Here is a 1,319-nt window from a genome sequence, read left to right as displayed (position 1 = left end):
AAGTTAAAAATGATGATGTAAACCTGATCCTTGGTTTATCTCTTGTAGCTTTGCTAATCTACAACTGTGCAATTTCTATTTGGTGCCTTGTTCGCTGGTTCACTATCAGAGAATTTATTCTTGGTGCTAAAGCGCAATTATCAAAAGCTTAAAACAGATTCTTTTAAATATTTATTTTTTAACCACCAAAAAAGATCAGTAAGATCAATTTAGGTGGTTTTTTTATTAGCCAAAACCAGCATCTTATCTTAAATATTTTATGAATTTTGTATCAAGCGTCTTTGACTAAGCAGTGATACATCACTAAAATAGAAGATAGTTAAATATTACGGATAAAGAATATGAGTGATAATAAATTTAAAAGACTACCATATGGTACAGAGGAATTCTCTGTACTTAGAAAAGAGGATTACTACTATATAGATAAATCCTTATACATAAAGAATGTCTTTGAAAACTCAGCTTCCGTTATCCTTTTTACAAGACCAAGACGTTTTGGTAAAACTCTTTTAATGGATATGTTTGCCACATTTTTAACTATTGGCAAAGATGGCAGTGATAACAGAGAATACAAAGAAAAACTCTTTGAAGGTCTTGAGATTCTAAAAGATAAAGAATTTACAGATAAATACCTAGGACAGTTCCCTGTTATTTTCATTTCTCTTAAAAGCGCTTATGGCGAGACTTTTGAACAAGCATATGATGCATTGGCACGTATTGTAGTAAGGCTATTTTCTGGTTACGACTTTTTATTAAACAGTAAGAATCTGTCAAAAGATGAGATTGAAAACTATGGAAAATACCTAAAAAGAGATTTTCTGTGTGATATAAATTCAATAGGATATGTAAAAGAAGCTTTAGAATTTCTATCAACATGTCTTTTTAAACACTATAAAAAGAAAGTCATATTTTTAATCGATGAGTATGATGTACCTTTAGCAAAGGCATCAGAGAAAGGTTATCACGATGAGATGGTAACTCTTATAAGCCAGTTCTTTGATTTTATGAAAATCACACCTAAGGACAAGAACACAGAAAATCCAATAAAAAAGATAGTTCTTACAGGATGTCTAAAAGATGCAAAAAACAGCATTTTTACTGGTGTGAACAACATCACTGTTAATACTGTGCTTTCAGAAAATAGCAGTTTTGATTCAATCATAGGCTTTACAAAAGAAGAAACAATACAGTTTTTAAAAGACTATGAGCTTGAAGAGTATTCAACGCTGGTTAAAGAAAACTATGATGGATACAGATTCAATGAAAAAGAAATGTTCTGTCCATGGGATGTAGTTAACTTTATTGCAGAGTCATTAGAT

Annotated in this window: 1 protein-coding gene; it reads left to right on the top strand. The window is 30.7% G+C overall.

Annotated features, from left to right (window positions below; all coding sequences use genetic code 11):
• Window positions 1-341: 341 nt before the first annotated feature.
• Window positions 342-1,319 (top strand): AAA family ATPase (locus ACJML3_RS05345; RefSeq protein WP_406021273.1); only part of this gene is annotated, 978 nt, incomplete at its 3' end.

The organism is Succinivibrio sp. (assembly GCF_045124615.1).
GTDB classification, from domain to species: domain Bacteria; phylum Pseudomonadota; class Gammaproteobacteria; order Enterobacterales; family Succinivibrionaceae; genus Succinivibrio; species Succinivibrio faecicola.
This window is presented reverse-complemented; position numbering and strand designations above follow the sequence as displayed.